The organism is Cryobacterium inferilacus (genome assembly GCF_019599185.1).
Taxonomy (GTDB): domain Bacteria; phylum Actinomycetota; class Actinomycetes; order Actinomycetales; family Microbacteriaceae; genus Cryobacterium; species Cryobacterium inferilacus.
Map to the genome: position 1 here is coordinate 1 of NZ_JAIEUL010000006.1, position 22,844 is coordinate 22,844.

The 22,844-nt window shown below is 70.2% G+C and carries 22 protein-coding genes; 9 read left to right on the top strand and 13 right to left on the bottom strand.

Going from position 1 to position 22,844, the window contains the following annotated elements; all coding sequences use genetic code 11:
* The first annotated feature begins 307 nt into the window (after nucleotides 1–307).
* On the top strand, nucleotides 308–1,891 hold the full coding sequence (locus K2F54_RS07075; RefSeq protein WP_220605168.1) for a glycosyltransferase family 39 protein: 1,584 nt from the start codon (nucleotides 308–310) through the stop codon (nucleotides 1,889–1,891).
* Here the strand turns inward: K2F54_RS07075 and K2F54_RS07080 are convergent.
* Entirely contained in the window at nucleotides 1,806–3,206 is a 1,401-nt protein-coding gene (locus K2F54_RS07080) for a glycosyltransferase family 87 protein (protein ID WP_220605169.1), read from the bottom strand. The genes K2F54_RS07075 and K2F54_RS07080 overlap by 86 nt on opposite strands.
* Nucleotides 3,207–3,315: 109 nt before the next feature.
* Between K2F54_RS07080 and K2F54_RS07085 the strand changes: the two genes are divergently transcribed.
* Together K2F54_RS07085 and K2F54_RS07090 are read left to right on the top strand one after the other, a co-directional pair.
* Complete coding sequence (locus tag K2F54_RS07085) at nucleotides 3,316–4,584, top strand: molybdopterin-dependent oxidoreductase (protein ID WP_220605170.1); 1,269 nt, start codon at nucleotides 3,316–3,318, stop codon at nucleotides 4,582–4,584.
* Nucleotides 4,581–5,072, top strand: coding sequence for a hypothetical protein (locus K2F54_RS07090; protein WP_308287559.1), 492 nt, complete (start codon nucleotides 4,581–4,583; stop codon nucleotides 5,070–5,072). The genes K2F54_RS07085 and K2F54_RS07090 overlap by 4 nt, the downstream gene beginning before the upstream one ends.
* Here K2F54_RS07090 and K2F54_RS07095 read toward each other — a convergent pair.
* The 3 genes from K2F54_RS07095 to K2F54_RS07105 are packed head-to-tail and all read right to left on the bottom strand — an operon-like array spanning nucleotide 5,021 to nucleotide 6,989.
* Nucleotides 5,021–5,713: a class I SAM-dependent methyltransferase gene (locus K2F54_RS07095; protein ID WP_220605171.1), complete on the bottom strand. Its 693-nt coding sequence runs from the start codon at nucleotides 5,711–5,713 to the stop codon at nucleotides 5,021–5,023. The genes K2F54_RS07090 and K2F54_RS07095 overlap by 52 nt on opposite strands.
* On the bottom strand, nucleotides 5,710–6,351 hold the full coding sequence (locus K2F54_RS07100) for a TIGR04282 family arsenosugar biosynthesis glycosyltransferase (protein ID WP_220605172.1): 642 nt from the start codon (nucleotides 6,349–6,351) through the stop codon (nucleotides 5,710–5,712). The genes K2F54_RS07095 and K2F54_RS07100 overlap by 4 nt, the downstream gene beginning before the upstream one ends.
* On the bottom strand, nucleotides 6,348–6,989 hold the full coding sequence (locus K2F54_RS07105) for a glycosyltransferase family 2 protein (protein WP_255576832.1): 642 nt from the start codon (nucleotides 6,987–6,989) through the stop codon (nucleotides 6,348–6,350). The genes K2F54_RS07100 and K2F54_RS07105 overlap by 4 nt, the downstream gene beginning before the upstream one ends.
* A gap of 127 nt (nucleotides 6,990–7,116) precedes the next feature.
* Here K2F54_RS07105 and K2F54_RS07110 point away from each other — a divergent pair, with 127 nt between their 5' ends.
* Together K2F54_RS07110 and K2F54_RS07115 are read left to right on the top strand one after the other, a co-directional pair.
* Nucleotides 7,117–7,878 (top strand): response regulator transcription factor, encoded by a 762-nt coding sequence (locus K2F54_RS07110; protein WP_220605174.1) that lies wholly within the window; start codon nucleotides 7,117–7,119, stop codon nucleotides 7,876–7,878.
* Nucleotides 7,875–9,008 carry a sensor histidine kinase gene (locus K2F54_RS07115; protein WP_220605175.1) on the top strand — a complete coding sequence of 378 codons (1,134 nt, stop codon included), beginning with the start codon at nucleotides 7,875–7,877 and terminating at the stop codon, nucleotides 9,006–9,008. Before K2F54_RS07110 ends, K2F54_RS07115 begins: the two co-directional genes overlap by 4 nt.
* On the opposite strand, the gene K2F54_RS07120 is transcribed toward K2F54_RS07115, so the two are convergent.
* The 6 genes from K2F54_RS07120 to K2F54_RS07145 form a co-directional block, all read right to left on the bottom strand.
* Nucleotides 9,005–10,087 carry an NAD-dependent epimerase/dehydratase family protein gene (locus K2F54_RS07120; RefSeq protein ID WP_220605176.1) on the bottom strand — a complete coding sequence of 361 codons (1,083 nt, stop codon included), beginning with the start codon at nucleotides 10,085–10,087 and terminating at the stop codon, nucleotides 9,005–9,007. The genes K2F54_RS07115 and K2F54_RS07120 overlap by 4 nt on opposite strands.
* 51 nt (nucleotides 10,088–10,138) lie before the next feature.
* On the bottom strand, nucleotides 10,139–11,593 hold the full coding sequence (locus tag K2F54_RS07125; RefSeq protein WP_220605177.1) for a DUF5719 family protein: 1,455 nt from the start codon (nucleotides 11,591–11,593) through the stop codon (nucleotides 10,139–10,141).
* Nucleotides 11,583–14,618, bottom strand: coding sequence for a glycosyltransferase family 2 protein (locus K2F54_RS07130; RefSeq protein WP_220605178.1), 3,036 nt, complete (start codon nucleotides 14,616–14,618; stop codon nucleotides 11,583–11,585). The genes K2F54_RS07125 and K2F54_RS07130 overlap by 11 nt, the downstream gene beginning before the upstream one ends.
* 85 nt (nucleotides 14,619–14,703) lie before the next feature.
* Complete coding sequence (locus K2F54_RS07135) at nucleotides 14,704–15,057, bottom strand: WhiB family transcriptional regulator (RefSeq protein WP_220605315.1); 354 nt, start codon at nucleotides 15,055–15,057, stop codon at nucleotides 14,704–14,706.
* A 149-nt stretch (nucleotides 15,058–15,206) separates the two neighbouring features.
* Nucleotides 15,207–16,172: a UDP-glucose 4-epimerase GalE gene (gene galE, locus K2F54_RS07140; RefSeq protein ID WP_220605179.1), complete on the bottom strand. Its 966-nt coding sequence runs from the start codon at nucleotides 16,170–16,172 to the stop codon at nucleotides 15,207–15,209.
* A 51-nt stretch (nucleotides 16,173–16,223) separates the two neighbouring features.
* Nucleotides 16,224–16,367, bottom strand: coding sequence for a hypothetical protein (locus K2F54_RS07145; protein ID WP_220605180.1), 144 nt, complete (start codon nucleotides 16,365–16,367; stop codon nucleotides 16,224–16,226).
* An 89-nt stretch (nucleotides 16,368–16,456) separates the two neighbouring features.
* Between K2F54_RS07145 and K2F54_RS07150 the strand changes: the two genes are divergently transcribed.
* Entirely contained in the window at nucleotides 16,457–17,500 is a 1,044-nt protein-coding gene (locus tag K2F54_RS07150; protein ID WP_220605181.1) for a GlxA family transcriptional regulator, read from the top strand.
* On the opposite strand, the gene manA is transcribed toward K2F54_RS07150, so the two are convergent.
* Nucleotides 17,413–18,711, bottom strand: a complete 1,299-nt coding sequence (gene manA / locus K2F54_RS07155) for a mannose-6-phosphate isomerase, class I (protein WP_220605182.1) — start codon at nucleotides 18,709–18,711, stop codon at nucleotides 17,413–17,415. The two genes, K2F54_RS07150 and manA, sit on opposite strands and share 88 nt — an antisense overlap.
* 130 nt (nucleotides 18,712–18,841) lie before the next feature.
* Between manA and K2F54_RS07160 the strand changes: the two genes are divergently transcribed.
* From K2F54_RS07160 to K2F54_RS07170, 3 genes are all read left to right on the top strand, one after another.
* Nucleotides 18,842–20,020 carry an acyl-CoA dehydrogenase family protein gene (locus tag K2F54_RS07160; protein ID WP_220605183.1) on the top strand — a complete coding sequence of 393 codons (1,179 nt, stop codon included), beginning with the start codon at nucleotides 18,842–18,844 and terminating at the stop codon, nucleotides 20,018–20,020.
* A 79-nt stretch (nucleotides 20,021–20,099) separates the two neighbouring features.
* Nucleotides 20,100–21,569: a phytoene desaturase family protein gene (locus tag K2F54_RS07165; RefSeq protein WP_308287561.1), complete on the top strand. Its 1,470-nt coding sequence runs from the start codon at nucleotides 20,100–20,102 to the stop codon at nucleotides 21,567–21,569.
* A 17-nt stretch (nucleotides 21,570–21,586) separates the two neighbouring features.
* A complete protein-coding gene (locus K2F54_RS07170; protein ID WP_220605184.1) occupies nucleotides 21,587–22,030 on the top strand; it encodes an SRPBCC family protein in 444 nt (147 codons plus the stop codon).
* 98 nt (nucleotides 22,031–22,128) lie between these two features.
* Here K2F54_RS07170 and K2F54_RS07175 read toward each other — a convergent pair whose 3' ends face one another.
* Nucleotides 22,129–22,419, bottom strand: a complete 291-nt coding sequence (locus tag K2F54_RS07175) for a metal-sensitive transcriptional regulator (RefSeq protein WP_220605185.1) — start codon at nucleotides 22,417–22,419, stop codon at nucleotides 22,129–22,131.
* Nucleotides 22,419–22,727: a rhodanese-like domain-containing protein gene (locus K2F54_RS07180; RefSeq protein WP_220605186.1), complete on the bottom strand. Its 309-nt coding sequence runs from the start codon at nucleotides 22,725–22,727 to the stop codon at nucleotides 22,419–22,421. The genes K2F54_RS07175 and K2F54_RS07180 overlap by 1 nt, the downstream gene beginning before the upstream one ends.
* Nucleotides 22,728–22,844: the final 117 nt, after the last annotated feature.

The window sequence follows — 22,844 nt, forward strand, 5'->3', positions numbered from 1 at the left end:
ACCTTCAACACCGACGCCGTCGCCGACCAGCTCCTCGTCGGCATCGCCACCATCACCGTCAACACCAAGTAACACCCACACCACACCCCGCAGCACAACCGCTGCACACGAAAACGGCCGAGCACCCGCTCGGCCGTTTTTCGCGCCCCCGCACGCAGCCGCAACCCCGCTCTCGCGAAACGGGCGCGGCAACGGCCGCGGGAGAGGGCTCCGGGTAGATTCCCCGGAAAGGTCGCCTACCCTCGTAGAAAGGGGTCGCGGTGGCCACCGACCGATTTGACTGGCTAGGAACGGGAGACCGATCACCATGACCGCCCCCACCAGCACGGCAGTTCGGCCCGAGATCGTGCGCGCCGGCCGCATCCCGGTCAAACGGGGATACCGGGACGCCCTGATGGTCGGCCTGTTCGGCACCCTGCTCACCCTGGCCTGGTCCTGGCAGGCGTCGCTCTGGTTCGATGAGGCCGCGACGGTCTCGGCCACCATGCGCAGCTGGCCCGAAATGTGGCGGATGCTGCAGACCATCGACGCTGTGCACGGCCTGTACTACGCCGGAATGCACCTGTGGTTCGACCTGGTCGGCTACACCCCGTTCACCCTGCGCCTCCCCAGCGCCGTCGCGGTGGGCATTGCCGCCGCCTTGACGGTGCTGCTGGTGCGCTCCCGGGCCTCCCGCCGCACCGCCGTGCTGGCCGGGATCGCCTTCTGCCTGCTGCCCAGGGTCACCTGGATGGGCGCCGAGGGACGGTCGTACGCGCTGACGGCGGCCCTCGCGGTGACGATGACCCTGGTCTTCCTGGCCGCCTGGCGCCGTGGCCCCGCGCCCCGGCGCATCCGCTTGGTGTGGTGGGCGCTCTACGGCGCGACCGCCATCGTCGGCACGGTGACGTTCATCTACCTGGCCTTCCTGGTCGCCGCCCACGGCGTGACCGCCCTGTGGATGCTGTGGCTGGGGCGGCGCGACCGGCTCGTGCGTTCGTCTGTGCTCGGTTGGGCCCTGGGCGCCGGCGCCGCCGCCGTACTGCTGCTGCCCTTCGCCCTGAGCGTGGTGCGGCAGTCCGGCCAGGTGAGCTGGATCGCGCCGATCAGCTGGGGCAGTTGGCGGGGGGTCTTCGTCACCCAGTGGTTCTACCTGAATCCGCTGTTCGCGGTGGCGGGCTGGGCGCTGGTCGTCGTCGGGCTGGCCACCCTGGTCATCACCGGACGCCGACTCGGGCGAGACCGCTCTGCCGGCGCCGGTGCCGGCGACCGGAACCCGTCCCTCCTGGCGGTCGCCCTGCCCTGGCTGGTGGTGCCGACCCTCGGCGTGATCGGCGTCTCCGCGCTGGTGTCGCCGTTGTACTCCCCGCGGTATCTCACCTTCTGCGCTCCCGCCGTGGCCATCCTGATCGGCGTCGGCCTCGACGCGCTGCGGCGCCGCTGGCTGATCGTGGTCGCGCTGGTGGCGCTGGTCGGCCTGGCCGCACCGCAGTTCGTGGCGCAACGGCAGCCAGAGGCCAAACAGAATTCGTCCTGGAGCGAGGTCGCCGACCTCATCGCCGGCGAGCGCGCTGCGCACCGCGACGAGAACGCCGCCATCATCTACGGGCCGGTGCGACAGCATCCGTCGGCCACCACCCGGGTGATCGCGTATTCGTACCCGGATGCCTTCGCCGGGCTGATCGACGTGAAGCTGAAGACTCCGGCCGCCCAGAGCGGCGGCCTGTGGGAGACCCGCTACCCGCTGGACGAGGTCACGCACCGGTTCGTCGGCGTCGACGCGGTCTGGCTGGTCACCAGCGACAAGCAGGACTGGCGGCCGAGTGTCACAGAGAAGATGGCCGCCCTGGGCTACCGCCTGGTCGAGGAATGGGGACTGACCGGGGTGAACGTGCTCCGTTACGAACGGTGAGCGTCACGACGACGATGATCACCAGCGCGATCAGCAGCGACACCCGCGTCACAGTGAGTGAAGGCACCAGCAGCCGCACGGTGAGGGCGAGCGGGATGGCCAACCATTCCCAGCGTCCGCTGAGCGCGATGAACGGCACCAGCAGCAGCGCGTACCAGGGGTAGCGCGGGCTGAGCACCAGGAGGGTGCCGCCGATCATGACGAGCTGGCCGAGCCAGGGACTGTCGGGGTCGGTCTTCCAGATCGTGACAACCGCCAGAGCGGCCAGCAGGATCGCCGACACCACGATCGCCGAGCCGCCCGGTGCGATCAGCGACACCAGGGCGAACCTGGAGCCGTCCTCGTACCCCTCCTCGGAGAGGTACCCGGGCAGGTAGCCGAGCACACCGATCCCGGTGGACAGCACATACGGCACGTACAGCACCAGGAAGGTGACGACCGCGGCCAGCACGACCTTCCAGCCCTGCCTCTTCAGCATGGCCGGCGCGGCGATGACCGGGATGAGTTTGACCCCGATGGCCACGCCGAGCATGACGCCGCCGCGCAGGTACTTGCCGCTGCTGACCCAGAACGCGGCGGCGAGAACGAAGGCGACGCCGAGCAGGTCGACGTGCGAATTGGTGATCCCCTCCGTGGCCACCAGCGGACACCAGGCCCAGAGTGCCGCGTGCCGCTGGTCGAGGCCGCGCCGGCCAAGCCCGACCAGCAGCATCCCGGTGATGCCGACGCACAGCAGCAGGCCGGTCAGCTGCAGCGGCCAATACTCCGCGTCCGAGCCGACCACGGCGCGAACGGCGGCGAAGTAGATCTCGGATGCCGGCGGATAGATCGTGGGCACCGTGGTGCGGTTGAGCGCTGAACACAGCAAGCCCCGCTCGTCTCGGTCGACGGTCGCGATGCGTTCGCCCACGCAGGCCGGCTCGCCGGCGACGGTCTCGGTGGCGGGGAACAGCCAGTCCGGCCGGAGGTCGTCGAGCCTCGCGTCAGCGGGCACGTAGGCGTACGGCGAGATTCCGGCGTTCTGGACGATGCCGTCCCAGGCGTACCGGGCGGAATCCGTGCTGGTGTTCGGCGGCCCGACCATGGCGGCCCCGCCCAGCACCACTGAGCCGGCCAGTACCAGCACCACCACCGCCCTGCCCTCGACCCGGCGCAGAGCCAGCACGGCCGCGGCGAAGAGCGCCCAGAGCACCAGGGTGCCCACGAGCAGCGGCACCGTGTCCCGCACCGGACGGAACAGGTCGAAGGTCAGCACCAGGACCGCGGTGAGGGCGGTGCTGGCCGCCAGGAGAGCCGAAACGACGAAGGTGCGCACCCTGCCATCCTCCCCGAGTCGCGGCGCCCCCGCTGACCGGGCCGCTCGGCGTCAGTGAACCGTAAGGATTCGGGGCACCTCGCTGGGCGCGGAAGTGATGGAATGGACTATGCGCCGATTGATGTTCGAGGCCAGGGCCCAGCTCGCCTCACCGGTGCGGAATCCGCGCATGGCCACCGTCATCGGTCGCCTGCTCGGGCTGGCGTTCCTGCTCTGTTTCGGCACCGGCCTGTACAGCCATTTCCTGCAACAGCCGCTGGCCTGGATGACCTTCCCCACCCGGCCCGCCCGGCTCTACCAGTTCACGCAGGGCACCCACATCGTGGCCGGGATCGCCTGCTTCCCCCTGCTGCTGGCCAAGCTCTACGTCGTCTTCCCCCAGTTGTTCCAGTATCCGCCGGTGACGTCGTTCAAGAACTTCCTGGAGCGGGCGTCGATCGCGCTCTTCGTCGGCGCGTCCCTGGTGGAGATCACCATCGGCCTGCTCAACACCTACCAGTGGTACCCGTTCCCGTTCCCGTTCAAGCAGGTGCACTTCGCGTTGGCCTTCGTGATCATCGGGTCGCTGATCATCCACATCGGGGTGAAACTTCCCCTGATCATGGCGCACTGGCGGGCCGCGCCCACCCCGGAGTCCGATGAGCGACACCCCGTGGACACCGGCGTGGTGGCGACGGTGACTACGGCCGCGGTGAACACGGCGGAGGGACTGCCGCGCACCAGGGGGGTGACCGGACGCCTGCTCCGCTACATCGATTCGACGCCCGCACTGCCGGCGCGCACCAGCCGTCGCGGATTCCTCGCCACCGTGGCGCTGGGTGTCGCTGCCGTGGTCGGGCTCACCGCCGGTCAGACCTTCGCACCACTGGACGCCCTCAACGTGTTCGGTCCGCGCAAGAAGGGCGTCGGCCAGCAGGGCGTTCCCGTCAACCGCACCTCCGCACAGGCCGGCGTGGGCAGCACGGCCCTGGCGGCCGACTGGGTGCTGACCCTGATGCTCGGCGGCACCGAGCGTTCCTTCAGCCGTGCCGAGCTGCTCGCGCTGCCGCAGACGGATGTGGACCTGCCGATTTCCTGCGTGGAGGGCTGGAGCCAGATGGCGTCGTGGCGCGGCGTGCGGCTGCGCGACCTGGTCGAGACGGCCGGCGGCTCCCCCACCACCGATCTGCGGCTGATCAGCCTCGAGCAGCGCGGCGGCTTCAAGCAGACCGAGATGGGGCATGAGTACGTGAGCGACCCGCTCACCCTGGTCGCCCTCGAGCTGAACGGCGAGACCCTCGACCTCGAGCACGGCTATCCGGCGCGCATGATCGCGCCGGGCCGGCCTGGCGTGCTGCAAACCAAATGGCTCAGCCGGATCGAGGCGATCGACGCGTGAACACCACATACACCGCCCCCGTGCTGCCCTCGCGGCGGATGTTCGCCATCCGGCTGGCCCTGATCATCGCCGGCGTGCTCGTGCTCGCCGTCGGCGCGTATGTGCTGGTCGACAGCGTTGCCCTGCGTCGCCTGCCGGGGCTGGCGTTGTGGATCGGCGCGGCCATCGTGCTGCACGATGCCGTGATCTCCCCGGTGGTGTTCGGGCTCGGCATACTCACCCGGCGGGCGGGGCACAGGCTGGCCGGCGGCATCATCGTGACGGTGCAGGCCGTGATCGTGCTGGGCTCGCTGATGACTCTGATCGTGCTGCCGGCCATCGTCGCGCAGCGGATCGGGCCGAAGAATCCGACCATCCTCCCGCTGGACTATGCGCTGAACCTGGGCCTGTTCTGGCTGGCCCTCGCGGTCGGCGGCGCGCTGCTCGCGGTCTGGCTCTACCTGCGCACCAGGCGGGCGAACCAGCGTCCGTCCCGGCTCCAGTCCTGAGCGACCCGCAGACCGCACAACTCAGCGCGCTCCCGCAGGGCGACGATGCCGATTTCGGCCCACGGGAACACGTCACTCCGGCGCCCCTGGGCGTCTTCGATGGTGCCCTCGTATGCGTGGTCCTTCTCGGCGTCCTGGCTGACCTCGACGATCACGGCGCCGTCCGCGGAGAGAAGCTGCGCACAGCGTTCCAGCAGGGCGCCGGGGTCTCCGCCGATGCCGATATTGCCGTCGAGGAGCAACGCGGTTCCCCAGCCGCCCTCGAGCGGCACGGTCTCGAAGACCGATTGATTGAAGACCGTCAGCCCCGCCGCCGTGGCGATCCGCACCGCGGCGGGTGAGACGTCAACGCCCGCGGCCGACAGACCGAGATCCATGGCGGCGCGGATCATCCGGCCGGGACCGCAGCCGATGTCGAGAACGGGGCCGAGGGCATCCGCGAGGAGCTCCAGGTCGGTGGCGTCGGCGTCTGCGCTCCACCGGCCGGTGTCCATCGGTGCCGCGGCGGGCTGGTGCGTGGTGCCGTGCGTCAGGTAGAGCACCGTGGACTCGGTCTGCAGCGCGGCGGCGTACGGTTCGGTGCCGCCGGACCCGAAGGTGCGGGGCGCGTCGAGGTCTGACCGGCCGGAGAGCAGCGTCATCGGCGTGCTCCGCTCGGCACGGCCGCGCCGAAGCCGGCCAGGGTCGCCGCGAATCGGCCAGAGGGCGCGATGGCGGCGACCTCGTAGGCATCCTCGATGTGATCGACGTCGGTGAGGGTCGGCAGGAAGCGCACGGTCAGGCCGGCGGCTCTGAGCCTGTCGAGTTGGCGTTGCCCGGTATCGTCGCGCGACATGGGCACACCGCGGATCAGGTCGCCATCCGGCTCACGCAGGGCGAGAGCCCAGAATCCGCCGTCTGCGGCGGGGCCGAACCAGGCGTCGACGTCGTCGGGCCAGGGCGCGAAGATCGGGGCCAGAACCGCGGCCGAGACCTGCGGTGTGTCCATTCCGATGAGCACGGCGGGCTCGGTGCAGCCGTCGAAGATGGCGCCAAGGCGCTCATCGAGCGCACCGGCCACCTGCGGAACCAGGTCGTAGCCGGCAGCGGCACTCGGCGGAACCTGTCCGTCGAACGCGAGCACCCGCCGGGTGGCCGGCAGCGTCGCCACGGCGACGAGGGTGTCATCGAGGCTGGCGGCGGCCAGCAGTGCGGCCTGCTCGAGGCTGAGCGGCGGGTGCAGTCTGGTCTTCACCTTGCCTGGCAGGCATTCCTTGGCGATCACGATCAGGGTGGTCATCGTCTGGCCTCCTTGAGCAGTCTGGACATGTCACCGATGGCGGTGAGGGTGCCCCGGACGGTGCCGGTCACCTTGCTGCGGCCCACCCTCGGTGCGTACGGCGTGTCGACCTCGCGAATGCGCCAGCCACGCTCGGCTGCCTTGAGGAAGACCTCGAGGGGGTAACCGCTGCGTCGGTCCTGGAGGTCGAGGGAGAGGAGGTCCTCGCGCCGGGCGGCCCGCATCGGGCCCAAGTCGTAAATGTTCACACCAGTTATTCGGCGCAGTCGCCAGGAAAGAGTGGTATTTGCTATCCGGGCATGCAGCGGCCAGGATCCCGCCGCGGTCGGGCGCCGCCGGCCGAGCACCAGGTCGGCGTCATCGGCGGCCACTGGGTCCACCACCAGCGGCAGGTCGCGAGGGTCCATCGACGCGTCGGCATCGCAGAACGCCACGATCGGCGCGGTCGCGTGCACCAACCCCGCGTGGGCGGCGGCACCGAAACCGCGACGGGCTTCGTGCACCACGGTGGCGCCGGCGGCTCGGGCGACGTCGGCCGAACCGTCGGTTGAACCGTTATCGACGACGATCGCCCTGTACCCCGCCGGCAGTCGCTCCAGCAGCCACGGCAGGGCTCCGGCCTCGTTCAAACACGGCATCACGACATCGACCTGGAACTTACTCACCCCTCGACCCTATGTCGAGGCCGGAGGGCATTCGGTGCGCGAAACGTTACGGACTGCGGACGGATCACCAGGCGGGCGGCCGAGCGCATAACCTTCAAGGGTGAATCCCCCGCCCAACCAGACACTGGCCGACGTGCCCCGCCGTATCCTGGTCATCGATGATGACCCGACGGTCTCCGAAATAGTCTGCCGGTATCTCAACGCGGCCGGTTTCCACGTTGACCAGGCTCAGGACGGTCCGACCGGTCTGAGCCGGGCCGAAGCCGACCGGCCGGACCTCGTCGTGCTCGACCGGATGCTCCCCGGCCTGGACGGGATCGAGATGTGCCGTCGGTTGAAGGCGACCTGGGCGGTGCCGGTGATCATGCTCACCGCACTGAACGAGGAAGAGGACCGGATCGATGGGCTCGAGGCGGGCGCTGACGACTATCTCGCCAAGCCGTTCTCGCCGCGAGAACTGGTGCTCAGAGTGCAGTCCGTGCTGCGCCGGAATCGTCCAGAACCTGTTGCCGGCGGTGCCACGGAGGTCGGGTCGTTCTCCCTCGACCTCACCGCGCACGAGGTGCGCATGAACGGTGTGCCGCTCGTGCTCACGGCGAGGGAGTTCGACCTGTTGGCCCATCTGATCGGGCATCCGCACCGGGCGTTGAGCCGGGAGGACCTGCTCAAGTCGGTGTGGGGCTGGGACTTCGGCGACCTGTCGACGGTCACCGTGCACGTGCGGCGGCTACGGGAGAAGATCGAGGCCGACCCGACCCGGCCGCGCCTGTTGAACACCGTGTGGGGAGTCGGTTACCGGTTCGACCCGGAGCCGCTGGTCGCTCCCGTGTCATTCCAGCCGGACGCAGGGGCCCAGCGGTGAACGTCTCCGGTCTGGTCAGCGTGGTCGTGATCGCCCTGGCCAGTGCGATCATCGTCGGCGCGGTCGGCCTCATCACGCTGCGGCTGCTCGCCCGCTACTCCCTGGTGCTTCAGCTGTTGATCGTGGCCCTGGCCACGATTGTGTCCGTGGTCAGCGGGATGGCCGCGGCGGCGTCGCTGATGTACGTCTCTGAGCATGACCTGACGGTGTTCTACTTCGTGGCCGGCGTCGCCGGTCTCGTGTCGCTGCTCATGGCCGGCATCCTCGGGCGGGCGCTGGCCAAGGACAGCCGGCATCTCACCCTCGCCGCGGCGAGCCTCGGCAGCGGTGAGCCGCTGGCGTCGCCCGAACGGCACAGCAACACCGAATTCGCCGCCCTGGCCGGTCAGCTCGCCGCCACCGGGGCGCGGCTGCAGGAGCTGCGTGACCGCGAGGGCCGGATCGAGGCCTCCCGCCGGGATCTCGTCGCCTGGATCTCGCACGATCTGCGCACCCCGCTGGCCGGGATCCGGGCCATGGCGGAGGCGCTCGAAGACGACATGGTCGAGGACCCGGCCCGGTACCACCGGCAGATTCGCGGCCAGGTGGACAGGCTGTCCGGCATGGTGGATGACCTGTTCGAGCTGTCCCGCATCCACTCGGGCACGTTGCGCCTGCGGCTGAGCCAGGTGGCGCTGTACGACCTGATCAGTGACACCGTGGCTGATCTCGGTCCGGTGGCCAGGGAGAAGTCCCTCGACCTGCGTTTCGAGGGCGCGATGGGCCTGACGATCCGGGCGGATGCCGGTGAGCTGTCCCGCGCCGTCGGCAACCTCGTGATGAACGCCGTGCAGCAGTCCTCGCCTGGCAGTGCCATCGTCGTGGCCGTCACCGAACACGACGACGGTCGGGCCGTCATCTCGGTGCAGGACGACGCGGGCGGGATCGACCCGGCCGACCTCGACCGGGTGTTCGAAGCGGGCTGGCGCGGCAGTGAACCGCGCACCCCGGCCGTGCTGCCGACGGAGCGTGGCCGGGCCGGCCTTGGCCTGGCCATCGTGGAGGGGATCGTGGCCGCCCACGGCGGCGAGGTCACCGTGCAGAATGTGGCCGGCGGCTGCCGGTTCGACCTCCTGCTGCCGGTGTCTTAGCGCACCGCGGCACGCAGGGGGGCCGTGGCGAATTCGAGCATGCCTTCCTCGAAGGTGACCGACGGCCGCCAGCCCAGTTCGGTGCGGAGCCGCTCAGACGAGGCGGTGATGTGCCGCACGTCGCCCAGGCGGTACTGGCCGGTGACGACGGGTGCAGGTCCTCCGGCCGCCGCGCTGAGCGCCGCGGCCATGTCGCCGATCGTGTGCACGGTGCCGCTGCCGACGTTGAACGCCCGGAAGGCGCCTTCGGCGGAGGCGGCCGTCCACTCGATGGCGGCGAGGTTGGCCGAGGCGATGTCGCGTACGTGCACGAAGTCGCGTCGTTGCCGGCCGTCCTCGTATACCCGCGGGGCCTCGCCGCGCTGCAGGGCCGATCGGAACAGCGACGCGACTCCCGCGTACGGCGTGTTCTGCGGCATCCCCGGGCCGTAGACGTTGTGGTACCGCAGCGCCGCCACCCGCCCTCCGGTGCCGCGGCTCCAGGAGGTTGCCAGGTATTCCTGGCCCAGTTTGCTGCTCGCGTAGACGTTCCGCGGATCCAGCGGGTCGTCCTCGCCCACCAGGGCCGGTTCGAGCGGCTGGCCGGTGGTCTCATCGAGCGGGTCGAACCGGCCCTCGTCGAGGTCCGACGCACGGCGGGGGCCCGGCCGGGCGAACCCGGCGCTGCCACGGTAGCTGCCCTCACCGTAGACGACCATCGACGAGGCCAGAACCATCCGCTGGATGCCGGCAGCCTGCAGGCCGGCGAGGAGCACGGCGGTGCCGACCTCGTTGCTGTGCACGTAGTCGGGGGCGTCGGAGAAGTCCACGCCGAGACCGACCTTGGCCGCTTGGTGGCAGACCACGTCGATGCCGCCCAGCGCGTGCGCGACGACGGCGGGGTCGGTCACGTCGCCGACGACGAAGTCCACCAGGGGGTCAGGGGTCGGCAGGCCGCCGTGCACGTCCCGGCGCAGGGAGTCGAGCACTCGAACCTGCCAGCCGCGTTCGAGCGCCGCCGTCACGATCGCACCACCGATGAAGCCGGCGCCTCCGGTGACCAGCAGCCGGCCGGGTGACTCTGGGGTGCTGACGGTCACGGCGGACTCCTTCGGATGGGGCGGGCGGGGCGGTCCGGAACGGCTGCTCGATCAGTGCGAGAAGACCGGGATGGCCTCAGCCTGCGGCCCGATCGGGCTGACGGTGTACGAGGACGACTGGCCGTCGCCGGTGTAGCCGACGGATGCCGCGATCCCCTCGCCGCCCGTGACCAGGTACGCGATGGATGGCGTCACCGCGACGACGACGGCCTGGCCGGCCGGTACGGTGACCTGGGTGACGGCGCCGCCGTCTGCGGTCAGGGTGACCGCACGGTCGACGGTGCCGGTGTTGGCGAGGTGCAGAGCCGGCGCGGGGCCTCCCGCGACGTAGACGAGGAACTCCCCCGTCTGCGGTGCGGCGGCTGCTGCCCAGGTGAAGTCCCGGCTGACGGAACCGTTCACGGTGGTCAACGCCGCGGCGACAAGTGGCTGGTCGCTCTGCAGGTTCACCGTGTAGTTGCCGGCGGCGACGCCGCTGAGCGGGATCTCGGTCGCCACACCGGGCTGGATCACCACCTCGATGGAGGTACCGGTGGAGGCACCGTCTTCGCTCACCACACCCACGCTCACGGTCGCCGGCGTCTCGCCTGGTACCAGGACGCGCACCGTCGGGGTGTCCTCTGACACCGCGCCTTCGTCAACGGAGACCTCCACGCTGGGCGGGGTGACGACGACACCGGGGATGGTCTGTTCGGTCGCCGCGTTCGTGGTCGGACCGGACAGTTCGGCGCCGCCAGGCTGGATGCCCCTGATGATGCTCTGCTCCAGGGCCGCGGCCACCAGCCCACCGGTGGACTGCACGTGCACGATGGGTGAGAGCAGGTTGGGCGCCAGTCCGGCGAGGGAGACGATGCGTTGCGTTCCCGGCTGCACCAGGATGCCGGTTGACCCCGGGGCGTCCACCTGGCCGGTCTCGCCGTAGACGGTGAGGTCAACCGTGGCGACCACGGTCGAGGGGTTGCTCAGCAGCACGAGGCTGGTGCGGCCCACATCGGTGGAGCCGCCGACGAGCCAGGAGTCACTGGACGCTTCGGTGCACGCGGACGCGGCCAGCCCGCTCAGGGTTTCACTCGCGGCGGTTTGGGATTGCGCGCCGGCGATGAGGGGTGCCTGGGCCGCCGACGGGTCGACGGGCACGGTCAGCAACTGCGGGGCCCCGTCCCTGACGCTCTCGGCGTTGTCGACGGCGGACACATCGGTGCGTACGACGTCGACGGCCACTCCGCCGGTGTCGGGAACCCTGGCGCCGTACACGGTGTCGAACCGACCGACGGAGGTGGCCACATCCGCCTGGCTGGAGTCGGCGGCGAGCGTGAGCAGCGGGCCAGGGCACACCCTCAGCTGGTCGCCGGCCACCGGGGTGACGAGGGTTGACGACGGCTCCGCGGCGATCGTCGGCCACGGCACGAGGGCCGCTCCGCCCGCGACGACCACGACAACGGCCATGCCGATCAGGCCGGCGGTGACCCTGGCCCCGACGAGGGCGACCCTGCGCTTAGTGGCCATGGTTGTCATCCTCTGCACTGGTGCGCTTGGGCTTGGGGGTTGGCTTGGGTTTCGGGGTCGGCTTGGGTTTGGGGGTCGGTTTCGCTTTGGTTCCGGCGCGGTCCGAACGACGACCTCGTGCGGGACGGGCGTTCCGCGGCACCCGCACGGGCTTGGGCGGTTTGCTCAGCCTGGACGCCCGGCGGATCGCGTCCCGGTGCGCCTGCCGCACGGCCTCACGGCCGGCGCCGGTGGGGATGGACAACAACACGGTTGCACCGATGACGACGGCCGCGATGATGGCCGTGATCAGCCCGAACGCGCCCCCGGCATCGGCGGGGATCGGTCCGTACTCGGCGGTGTCAGTCGGCGCATCGGACCGCCACAGCTGGCCGAAGGCGGTATCCCCGACCGGGACGAGGGCGGCGGTGCCGTCCAGCGACGTGGTGGTGCGGGTAGTGGTCTGGGTAGCGGCGGCGGTCACCTCTCCGGTGGAGCCCCAGGCGGCGGGCGTTTCTGCGGCTGGGCGCAGCAGTACGAAGCGGATGCCGAACCTGGCCAGGTCGGCGGAGGCGTCCAGTCCGCTCTTGGAGGCGAGGTTGCCAGCGAGGGTGGCCAGTTCGGCCTGCTCCGGGGTGATCTCGGTCGCGGTGCTGTCAAGGGTGGACTGCCCGTCGAGGCGGGCGCCTTCCCCGCGCACGAGGGTGGCGAGGATGCCGCCGTCCTGCTGCGGCACGATCTGCAGGGTACCGACCCGTGCATCGACGAGAGCCTCGGCCGTCACGAACGCGGGCTGGGTCCGGCCGACACCTTCCTGCACGACGGAGGTACCGAGCGGGAGCGCGGCGGCGAGGGGAAGCGAGACCACGGCCAGGGCCACGGCCGATGCGACCAGCGGTGCAACGGCCACCTTGTGCAGCCCGCGGGCCGAGAAGAGCACGGCACCGACGATGCCGAGCCAGTACAGGCTGAGCCCGGCGCCGGGCCAGATGCCCACGGCCGCGTCGCCGAGGGTCGCCACAGAGACCGACGAAGCACCGATCGCGGTGCCCAGGCCGAGCAGGGCGGCGAGCAGGGCGAACGCGGCACCGGCAGCGCCCGGCAGCAGCAGCGCGACCAGGGCAAGAACGGCGAGCGGGATGAGGAGCAGCGGTATCAAGAGCGGTACCGCACCGGAGTCTCCACCCCAGAGCGGCATGAGCTGGGTCCAGCCGCCGAAGTTGCCGGCGGGGAAGCCGAGCACCAGCTGCCAGACCGGCACCGGCGCGGTGGGCACGGGCACGCCGGGGTCGGCCAACAGCGCCAGCCAGTTCCCGCGCAGCGCCTGGTTCCAGACCAGCGGTATCGCCAGGGCGAGCGCCGGAAGCGGAATCCCGATAAAACGCATCACCCGGCGGCCGCTGGCGATCACGCAGAGGAGCCAGCCGACCAGCAGGGCGGGTGCCAGTGAGGGCGCGCAGGCGACGATCGCGGCGAACAGCAACGCGGCCGACCCTGACGCCGACCAGGACCTGGCGGCGGCGAAACCGGCGAAGAACAGCCACGGCAGCAGCAGGTGCACCAGGATCGCGGCCGGACGGCCGGCCGCGATGGCGGTGAGGAAGGTGGGCGACAGCGCCCAGAGGACGGCGGTGACCGCACGGAGCGAGCCGCGGTGGGTGAGCCGGGTCGCGGCCATCCAGGCCCCGGTGGCGGCCAGGGGCAGGGCGAGCAGGTAGAGCAGCACCATCGAGTAGGACGGCGACCAGAAGGTGAGAGTGCCCAGGACGGCCAGGACCACGGCGAAGGGGTCTGCGCCGCCGACGAAGCCCAGCCCGATGTCGCGCCACCCGTAGCCGACGTTCGACCAGAGGGCGCCGATGGTGTCGGACAACGGGAGCAGGCCGCCGCCGGAGAGGGTCTGCGCGCCGAGGAGCGAGCCGACGACAACGACCCCGAGCACCGCGGAGCCGAGCAAGGTCCAGGCGCCACCGCCGGAGAAGAAGCGGATCTCCGGCCGGTCGCCGCGCACACCGGTGAGCGCGGCCTCCCTGGTGAGGGCGTGTCTGCGGCGCACCTCGGCGGCGGACACGCGCAAAGACGAGATCGACGACCACGGTTGCGTTCGAGTGGCGGCCAGGCGCCGCCGCGCCTGCCGGACCCGGCTGCCGAGGAAGGCGGCGGAGAACGCCGCGGCGAATTCACCGAGGATCGCGCCGGGTTCCTTGCGCAGCAGGTCGATGATCGAGCGGAGGAAGGCAAGCGGGACCAGTGAGAGCCAGTGCACCGGCAGGGCCCAGGCGGGGGCGTAGACGAGCCGGCGGTGCAACTGGGCGGAGCGCTCTGCCCGCACCCGGCGGCGGCTCGCCCGTCCGCGAGAGGACCCGTCGGGGCCGGCGACTCCGTCGGCGGCATAGCTGACCCTGGCGGGCGCCACGACCGAGACGCGGAATCCCGCCAGCCGCACCCGCACGCAGAAGTCGAGGGAATCGTCGACGACGGGCAGCGCGGAGTCGAAGCCACCGAGGTGGTCCCAGACCGTGCGCCGCACCAGCATGCCGCCGGCGCTGACGGCGAGGACGTCGCTCATGTCGTCGTGTTGTTCCTGGTCGAGTTCGCTCTCGACGAGAGTCACCGTGGAGCCGTACGGCGTCATCGACAGGCCGAAATCGTGAATGTAGTCTTCGGCGACCCACTCCATGACCTTGGGACCGGCGACGGCCACGGACGGGGCGATCTCGAGCTCGGCGACCAGCTTCTGCAGCGCGGCGGGTTCGGGGGCGGTGTCCTGGGCGAGGAGCCAGAGCAGTTCGTGTTCGCCCTCAGGCTCTGGCAGGACCCGCACGGCGGTCTTGATCGCGTCTCCGAAGGAGAGGTCGGCATCCGCTGAGATGAAGTGGGTGGGGCCGTATGCCGCCAGGAGTTCGGCAGAGGAGTCGGTGGACCCGCAGTCGACGGCGACCACCGTGTCGGGCTGGCGGGTTTGCCCGCGCAGCGCCTCGAGAGTTCGCTGCAGGTGCGCAGCTCCGTTGCGGGCGACGATGATGGCGGTGACTCTGGCTTGCATATCGTGGACAGCCTAGGTCGGATATCTGTGGAGACCCATCAAGCGGCAGGCGCGCCACGAAACGAAACCCGCCGGAAAAGGTGGTTCAGCCGGCGCGCTTGCGGAGTTTGCGGCGTTCGCGCTCGGACAGTCCGCCCCAGATGCCGAAGCGCTCGTCGTTGGCGAGGGCGTACTGCAGGCACTGCGGTCGCACCTCGCAGGAGCCGCAAATCTTCTTGGCGTCCCTGGTCGAGCCGCCCTTTTCGGGGAAGAAGGCCTCTGGATCGGTCTGGGCGCAGAGCGAATCGGTCTGCCAGGCGAGCGGGTTATCGTCTTCGCCCGAAGTGGAACCGACGCCGTCGGGCGTCGTGGGCTGCTTGCGCACCCCGGGTACACCGAGCCGTACTGGATCAACGAACCAGTCGTCAGGTACTCCGGAACGATATTCGGACAACGTCATATCGCCTCCCACCATCAGCTTCTGCACATTTCCGCGCTAGAACTAATTACACCCGTGTAGTTCGCCTGCGTCAAGTCACGGATCGTAAACCCTCAATGCGGGCTGGAGGGTTTACGACGCGCCCGCGTGCCCGAATCGTGTCGTGCGGCTCAGCCTGCGGATGCCTGCCGGGACTCCCAGGCGCTCCGCACCATCTCTTCCAGGCTGTGCCGCATCTTCCAGTCCAGGTCGCGGGCGGCCAGGTCGCCGGAGGCCACGATACGGTCGGGGTCGCCGGTGCGGCGCGGGCCGATCTCCGGCGTGAACGGGATGCCGGTCACGGCCGCCACGGTGCTCATGATCTCCCCGACGGAGACGCCATCGCCGCTGCCGAGGTTGTAGACGGGCTCGATGTCCTCGCCGGCATCCAGGCGACGGGCGGCGGCGACGTGCGACACGGCCAGGTCGGCCACGTGGATGTAGTCGCGCACGCAGGTGCCGTCCGCGGTCTTGTAGTCGTTGCCGTTGATGCGGGGGGTGCGGCCGTCGATGAGGGCCTCGAAGACCATCGGGAACAGGTTGTGCGGGCTGGTGTCGCGCAGCTCCTTGGCGCCGGACCCGACGACGTTGAAGTACCGCAGCGAGGTGTGGGCGAGGCCGGTGGCGACGGCCTGGTCGCGCAACAGCCACTCCCCGATCAGCTTGGTCTCGCCGTAGGGCGACTCTGGGCTCTTGGCGGTCTCCTCGGTGACGAGGTCGGTGAACGGGGTGCCGTAGACGGCGGCGCTGGAGGAGAAGACGATGCGACCGACTCCGGCGTCCTGCATCGCGGCCAGGAGCAGCGCCGTCGCGGTGACGTTCTGCTCGTAGGTGTGCAGCGGCCTGGAGACCGAGACACCGGCGTACTTGAAGCCGGCGACGTGCACAACGCCGCTGATGGTGTGCTCGGCGAAGGTCTTCGCCAGCAGAGCGGTGTCGAGCAGCGTGCCCTGCACGAACGGGACTCCGGCGGGGACGAAGTCAGCGTGGCCGCTGGACAGGTCGTCGAGGACGACGACCTCCATTCCCTCGGCCAGGAACGCGCGAACAACGTGGGAGCCGATGTATCCGGCCCCTCCGGTAACAAGCCAAGCCATGTGGTGCCCCTGAGCTTTCGAGGCAACCGTGTGCTGCCGTTCTCCTCCACACTATCGCCCGCGCGGGAACGGTTCGGGATGCCGGTTGCGCCGGGCCAGTTCGGCATCCCCGAGTCCGTCGGAGCGCAGCGCCACGACACTCGCCACCACGGCCCAGATGACCAGGGCCGACAATAAACTCACAAAGAGGATCATGGCAGTAACGGTAGGCCTTGCTACTTTCTGCCACTAGTGGCAGAGTTGCCGCATATCCGCACATTCCTGCCATTGCTGATGGAGGCACCATGCTCAAGAAGATCGTCTGTGTCGCCATCCCCGGAATGGCCCCGTTCGAGTTCGGGGTGATCTGCGAGGTGTTCGGTATCGACAGGACGGCGCACGGCGGACCGGTCTTCGATTTCCACGTGGTGACGGCGGTTCCGGGGGCGTTGCGCACCACAATGGGCTTTGACATCGTCGTGCACGACGACCTCACGGCCGCGGCGGATGCGGACCTCGTCGCCATCCCCGCCTACGAGGCCGGTTCGGAGATCCACCCCGAGGTGCTGCGGGTGGTGCGGGACGCCGAGGCGCGGGGCGCCTGGGTGCTCAGCGTCTGCAGCGGCGCGTTCATCCTCGGCGCAGCCGGCGTCCTCGATGGGCGGCGCAGCACCACGCACTGGATGTACGCGGACGCCCTCGCCGAGGCGTACCCGAATACGGTGGTCGACCCCGATGTGCTCTTCGTCGAGGACAGCCGGGTCGTGACGGGGGCCGGCACCGCGGCTGGCATCGATGCCGCCCTGCACGTGGTGCGCCGGGAGCTCGGCGCGACGGCCGCGAACGTCATCGCCAGGCGCATGGTGGTTCCGCCGCAGCGCGACGGTGGCCAGTCCCAGTTCATTCAGGCGCCCGTTCCCGTGCAGCAGAGCGATTCCTTCGCGGCGATCACCGACTGGATGCTGCGCCACCTGGACCGGGACCTCACCGTTGACCAGCTGGCGCGCCGGGCGCTGATGTCGCCACGCACCTTTGCGCGCCGGTTCAGGGCCGAACTGGGGACGACGCCGACGGCGTGGTTGAACCGGCAGCGCCTGATTCTGGCGCAGCAGTTGTTGGAGGAGACCGACGAGACCCTCGATCTCATCGCCGCCAGGGCCGGTTTCGGCGCTGCTGCGGTGATGCGGCATCACTTCGTGCGGGGCCTGCAGACCACACCGACGGCGTACCGACGCACCTTCGGCCGGCGTCGGGCGGCGTCCTATGCGGCGGCGGACTCCGGGGTGGTGGCCAGGAAGACCTCGCCGGAACCGGCGAAGGTGACGGTGCCCTCGTCTGGCGTGATGTAGACCGATTCCCCCCTGGCCAGGGTGAGCGACGATGCGGCGCCGGCAACCAGGAAACGACCGGCAGTGCAGATCGCGATCGCGGGACCGGCGAGGGTGACCTGCCGCATGGGTACGCCCGCCGCGCCGTCGACGCCGGTCGCGGCATCCGCCGGAATGGCAATGTGGGCCAGCTCGAAGTCCGGAACGTCCGGCCGGTACACGGCGACGCCGTCTGCCTGTACCTGGGGTGCCAGGTATGGCACCGGCAACGGGGTGAAATCGAGTACCTCGAGGAGCTCGTCGACGTCGATGTGCTTGGGGCTGAGTCCGCCGCGGAGGACGTTGTCCGAGGCGGCCATCACCTCGACGCCGAGACCGCTGAGATAGGCGTGGATGTTGCCGGCCGGCAGGTAGAGCACCTCGCCGCGGGCCAGGGTGACGAGGTTGGTCAGCAGGGAGATGACGATGCCGGGGTCACCGGGGTAGGCGTCGGACAGCGAACGCACCGTGGCCAGCTCGTCGGCGAAACTGACCTGGGCTCCTCCGTCGATGAGGAATGCGGCCTGCTCGGCGAGCGCCACGACGCGTTCGACCAGCCAGGACACCTCGCCGGAGTCGCCGCCGCGTCCGTCGCGCAGCAGCCAGTCGACGGCGTCGCGCAGCGGGTCCGGCCCCACCAGCCGGTTCTCCAGTGCGAGCAGGGCGGCGGGCTGCGGGTCGTCCATGGTGGCGTCGAGGGCGCGGAGTTCGGCCAGGATCGACCGGATCTGCTTCGGGTCGCGGAAGCCGCACAGGGCCTGGAAGGTGTCGCTGAGCGCGAAGATGATCTCCGGCTTGTGGAACGGGTCGCGATAGTTGCGGTCGGCGGCGTGCACGGGGATGCCGGCGGCGTTCTCGAGCGCGAAGCCGGCCGCGGCGCGCTCGGGCGACGGGTGGGCCTGCAGGGACAGCGGGCTGTGTGCGGCGAGGATCTTGAGCAGGAACGGCAGCCGCGCCGCGCCGGCAAGGTCTCCGCCGAGCGCGGTCGCCGGGTCCCGGCTGATCCAGTCGGCGAGGTCCGCCGCTCCCCCGGTGAGTTCCGGCGTGGTGATCCGCGCCGGGCTGCCGTGGTGGGCGCCGAGCCACAGTTCGGCCTCCGGCCCGCCGGATGCCGGCCGGCCGAGCAGGTCGGCGATCGCGGTGGGTGAACCCCATGCGTAATCACGCGGTGTGTTGCTGATGCCCACAAACATGCTTGGCTCCTGAGTCGAAGGGTTTAGACCAAACTACCAACCGTTTTCCCGGCTGCCATCTCGTCGTCTTAGGCTAAAGTCCCGGTCGGAGCGTTTGCGCGGCCGATCATCTTCGTCGCAAAGGAGCACGATGACATTCGAGCCGCTCAGCAGTGATTTCTTCGGATACGGTACCCTCCTCGGCGCCGAGGAGCAGGCCGCGCTGGCCCGGATCCGCGCCTACCTCGAGGCCGAGGTACGGCCCATCGTGAACGAGTACTGGGAACGCGCCGAATTCCCCAGCCAGGTCATCAAACCGCTCGGCGCGCTCGGCGCATATTCATTCGGTTGGGAGGAGACCCGACCGTTTCCGAACTCGGCCGTGTTCCGCGGCTTCGTGGCGCTGGAGACGGCGCGGGTGGACGCATCCGTGGCGACCTTCGTCGGCGTGCAGAACGGACTCGTCGCCGGCTCGATCGCGGCCTGCGGGTCGGCTGCGCAGCGGGCCGAGTGGCTGCCCAGGCTGGCCAGCGGGGAGATCGTGGGCGCGTTCGCCCTCACCGAGCCGCTGAGCGGCTCGGATTCCGCGCAGGGTCTGCGCACGACCGCGACCAGGGACGGGGACTCCTGGGTGCTCAACGGGCAGAAACGCTGGATCGGCAACGCGACCTTCTCCGACATCACCATCGTGTGGGCGAAGGACACCGCGGACGGCGCCGTGAAGGGCTTCATCGTGCCGACAGACACCCCCGGCTACGCGGCCACCAAGATCGAGGGCAAGATCAGCCTGCGGTCGGTGCAGAACGCCGACATCACGCTGACGGATGTCGTCGTGGCCGAGGAGAACCGGCTGCAGGAGGCCAACTCGTTCAAGGACACCGCCAGGGTACTGCGGTTCACCAGGGCCGAGGTGTCGTGGGCGGCCGTGGGGCTGGCGATCGGCGCGTACGAGGCCGCCGTCGCCTACGCCGGCGAGCGGGTGCAGTTCGGCAAGCCGATCGGCGGGCACCAGCTGGTGCAGGACCTGCTGGTGAAGAGCCTGGGCAACATCACCGCGAGCCTGGGCATGGTGGTGCGGGTGTCGCAGATGCTCGACGAGGGCACCCAGCGCGACGAGCACTCCGCGCTGGTGAAGTCGTACACGACGTCACGGATGCGCGAAACGGTGGCCTGGTGCCGCGAACTGTTCGGCGGCAACGGCATCGTGCTCGACTACGACGTGGCCCGGTTCTTCTCCGACGCCGAGGCCATCTACTCCTATGAGGGCACGCAGGAGATGAACACCCTGATCGTGGGTCGCAGCATCACCGGACAGGCCGCGTTTGTCTGATCGGGCTGCGGCGGCGGCCGCCGCGGGGTGAGAATGGGCTCATGGCATCAGCGTGCGGCAACGGAAACGGCATGACCGCGTGAACGTGCGCCGGGGAGCGCCGGAGGTCGACGCGATCGTGGTCGGTTCGGGCCCGAACGGGCTCGCTGCCGCCGTGACCCTGGCCAGGGCCGGCCTGTCGGTGCGCGTCTACGAACGATCGGAGCAGGTCGGCGGTGGCGCGGCGACGGCCGAGTTGACCCTGCCGGGTTACCTCCACGATGTCTGCTCCGCCGTGCACCCGATGGCGCTGGCGTCGGAGTTCTTCCGCCGGTTCGGCCTAAGCGACCGCATCGACCTGGTGGTCCCGGAGGTGTCCTACGGGCATCCGTTGCCCGGTGGCGCCGCCGGTCTGGCCTATCGGAGCCTGGCCCGCACCGTCGACGAGTTGGGCAGGGACGGGCCGGCCTGGCGCCGGTTGTTCGCGCCACTGGTGGACCATGCCGACCAGGTCGCGGAGTTCACCGGCGGCCAACTGCTGCGCATCCCCCGGCATCCGGCGACGGCGCTGCGGTTCGGCCTGCGCACCCTGGAGCAGGGCAGCCCGCTCTGGAACTGGCGGTTCGACGGCGCCGCCGCTCCCGCCCTGCTCACCGGCGTCAGTGCGCACACGATCCGGGCACTGCCGAGTCTCGCGACGGCCGGCGCCGGCCTCACCCTGGCCACGCACGCGCACGCGGGCGGCTGGCCGATCCCGGTCGGCGGCAGTGGTGCGATCGTGACCGCCATGGTCGACGACCTATTGGCGCACGGCGGGGAGATCGTGACCGGAACAGAGGTGCGGCGGCTGAGCGACCTGCCACCGGCGAGGGTGGTGCTGTTGGACGTGACCCCCCGGGCCCTGCTCCGGTTGGCCGACGGTGACCTACCCCCGGCCTATGCCAGGGCGCTGGGCCGGTTCCGGTATGGCAACGGGGTCGCCAAGGTCGACTTCGCGCTCTCCGGCCCGGTGCCGTGGGCGGCGGCCGGGCTGCACGCCGCCGGCACCGTGCACGTCGGCGGTACCCGGGCGCAGATCCGCCGCGCCGAGAACACCGTCGCCCGCGGCCGGCACGCCGAGGAGCCCTACGTTCTGGTCTCGCAGCCCAGCGGGAGCGACCCGAGCCGCGCCCCGGCCGGCCGGCACACCCTCTGGGCGTACACCCACGTTCCGCGCGGGTCGACGGTGGACCAGACGGAGGCGATCATCGGGCAGATCGAGCGCTACGCGCCCGGCTTCCGCGACACCATCCTTGCCACGGCCAGCCGCACGGCGCAGGATGTGCAGGCGCACAACCCGAACTACGTCGGCGGGGACATCTCTGCCGGTGAGGTCAGCATCCGCCAGTTGCTGGCCCGACCGGTGCTGTCGGCCGATCCGTGGCGCACCCCGCTGAACGGTGTCTACCTCTGTTCGTCGTCGACTCCGCCCGGCCCCGGCGTGCACGGCATGGCCGGCTGGCACGCGGCGCTCAGCGCCCTGCGGCACGACCTGGGCGTCAGACACGCCCCCGATCTTTCCCCCGCCTGACCGACGAAAGGTAAACCGTGGCTGTCAACTATCGCCCGTTTGATTGTTCCCCCGAGAGAGTCTTCGCGGTGCTCGCCGACGGCTGGCTGTACCCCGGTTGGGTCGTCGGTGCCTCCCGCATCCGGAAGGTCGACGAGGAGTGGCCGGCCGCCCAGAGCGCCATTCACCATTCGGTGGGGGTGTGGCCGGCGCTGATCGACGATTCGACGTCGGTGCTGGAGTGGGATCCGCCCCGGCACGTCCTGATGAAGGCCCGCGGCTGGCCGATCGGCGAGGCGCACGTGGCCATCGATGTGAAGCCGCGCGCGCACGGTTGCGTGGTGCGTATCACCGAGGATGCCACCGCCGGTCCCGGCCGGTTCATCCCCTCGTTCCTTCGCGACGCCGCCATCGGCGTGCGCAACACGGAGACGCTGCGGCGGCTCGCCTACCTCGCCGAGGGTGGCGCCCGCCCGGACTAGCCGCGAACTGTTCCCCAAGCGGACAATTGCGGCCGGCACACCGGGCGCAATTGTCCGGAGCGGGAACAGTTAGCGGTCGCGGGGGCGGCTCAGTACAGCTAGGCGAGCGCCAGGAAGAGCTTCTCCAGCTCCTCAACGGTGAGCGATTCGGCGTTGTCGGGGTCGGCGATGCAGTCCCGCATGGCGGAGGAAACGATGGTGAAGCCGGCCCGGTCGAGGGCGCTGGACACGGCGGCCAGCTGGGTGACGACGTCCTTGCAACTGCCGCCGGCCTCGACCGCGGTGATGACGGCGCTGAGCTGCCCCTGCGCGCGGCGCAGGCGATTGAGCACCTTCTTCTGGTCGACGGCCTTGTCCTGGTCGGTCACGACCTGGTTCACCGAGGTCATCAGGAGACCCCGCCCGTGACGGAGGGAAGCCCCGCCTGCTGCCAGGCGGTCATACCGCCGGTCACGTTGATCGCATCGACGCCGTGCTGCTCGAGGAAGGCGGCACCCTGCAGGCTGCGACCACCCGCGGCGCAGATGACGTGAACGGGCACCCCGAGGGGCACCTCGCCGAGGCGCGCGGGCAGATCACCGAGCGGAATGTGAATGGCGCCGGCGGCGTGGCCGGCCTCCCACTCGTGCGGTTCGCGCACATCGATCACGGCGGGCTCGGGCAGCGCAGACAGGTCGGTCACGGAGATATCGGTCATGCGGGCGTCCCTTCGGAGAAAAAATGAGGCGGCCAAACGACCGGCCGTACCGGAATTATACCCCGCAGGGTATCAAGGGTGGGAGCAGGCCCTGCAGAGGACACCCCAGTACCCTAG